Here is a 1423-nt window from a genome sequence, read left to right as displayed (position 1 = left end):
GGCTTATTTCCTAAGTATCCTTCGAGATGGTCGAGCGTGGTTTCTGTTAACTGATGCTGCCCCATGATACCGTAGAGCGGCTGCAGGCGTCCGCGATCCGTCTGTGTAATATTAGCAATGTAGGAAGCGTATTTTTCCATCTCTTCAAACTGCCCGATGTGACTCAGGGCAGTCAGTACATAGTAGCTATCCCGCAACCAGCAGTAGCGATAATCCCAGTTACGGCCACTTCCCGGATGTTCGGGAAGACTTGTCGTGCTGGCCGCAATCAAAGCGCCTGTATCCTCATACTGATGAAGTTTAAGAACCAGCGCAGAACGAATGACTTCTTTCTGGCAGAATGGGGCGATGGAAGCATTTTTTACCCAGCGGTGCCAATAACTTTTAGTTCTGCTTAAAAAATCTTCTGCGGTTCGTTCTATCGGAGCCTCAAATGGGCTTCCGAATGTCATCACCAAATAAACAGTACTGCTCAGTACATGCGGAATATCATCGAAAAAATGGCTTACAGGCATATTTGTTGCCAAGCGCATTCTGATGTCCTCCTGTTCAAATTGGATATGGTTGCTGCCGCGGTTTTTCGTGAATCCCTGTTTTCCGTATTGATACTTAGGTGTACAGCGAACACGGATCTTTGGTCGTCCCGAAATGGGTTCTACCTTACGGACCAACATCAGTGGTTTGTAATAGCGCTCGTACTGCTCAAAACGTGGGGCAAAATCGGTGATCCGATAACTGCCTTCTTCGGTTGTCAACGTCGTACATAAAATATTGGTGTTTTCAATGTACTGCTGATCGGTATTCGTGATTTCTGAAGTGGGCAGGATCGAAAATTCACCTCCATTCTCCTGGTCCAATAAACTACCGAACACAAATGAATCTTCAAAGGTCGGCCAACATAGCCAGGTAATATTTCCGGTGATATTGACATGGGCAATGTAGGAACAATTGCCGATGATGCCACTGTTATATTTATGCTTCGGTGTTTTGGTCATAAGTTTCAATTTTTTTAATTTCTGAATCTGTTCCGTTGATCTGCTGTTGTTTTACTCTATTGTAAGCAAAGTATTCGATCAGCTGAACGGCTTCTTGCTGTGTATCTACATAAAACTGCGCAGCGGACTTTTTATTGCCCACCTTAATGGTAATCGCATCCGCAGGGAGTTCTAAGAACATATCTTCGTCGGTCGCATCATCGCCGATCGCAAAGATGAAATCGGGATTATAGCTGTTGACGATTTCCATTGCTGCTTTACCTTTATTGAGCTCGCTGTTTTTGACTTCAATCACTTTATCGCCCATTAATAACTGCAAGCCATGCTGCTGTACTAAATAGCGTAAGCTCTCCACCAGTTCCAGCGCGCGAAGCTGTCCAAGTCCGGGCTGTGCTTTACGGTAATGCCAAGCTAAAGAATATGACTTT

General features: G+C 45.0%; 2 protein-coding genes. Both read right to left on the bottom strand.

The features are described 5' to 3' along the window. Nucleotides 1-995, bottom strand: a 995-nt coding sequence (locus L950_RS25305; RefSeq protein WP_021191012.1) for a glycoside hydrolase family 15 protein, incomplete at its 3' end; no start/stop codon positions are given. Next, nucleotides 973-1423: trehalose-phosphatase (gene otsB / locus L950_RS25300; RefSeq protein ID WP_037526695.1), on the bottom strand; the 451-nt coding region annotated here is incomplete at its 5' end. The genes otsB and L950_RS25305, both read right to left, overlap by 23 nt.

This window comes from Sphingobacterium sp. IITKGP-BTPF85 (assembly GCF_001006065.1).
Taxonomy (GTDB): domain Bacteria; phylum Bacteroidota; class Bacteroidia; order Sphingobacteriales; family Sphingobacteriaceae; genus Sphingobacterium; species Sphingobacterium anhuiense.
Note: the sequence above shows the minus strand (reverse complement) of the source record. Positions and strands in the feature narration are given on the sequence as shown.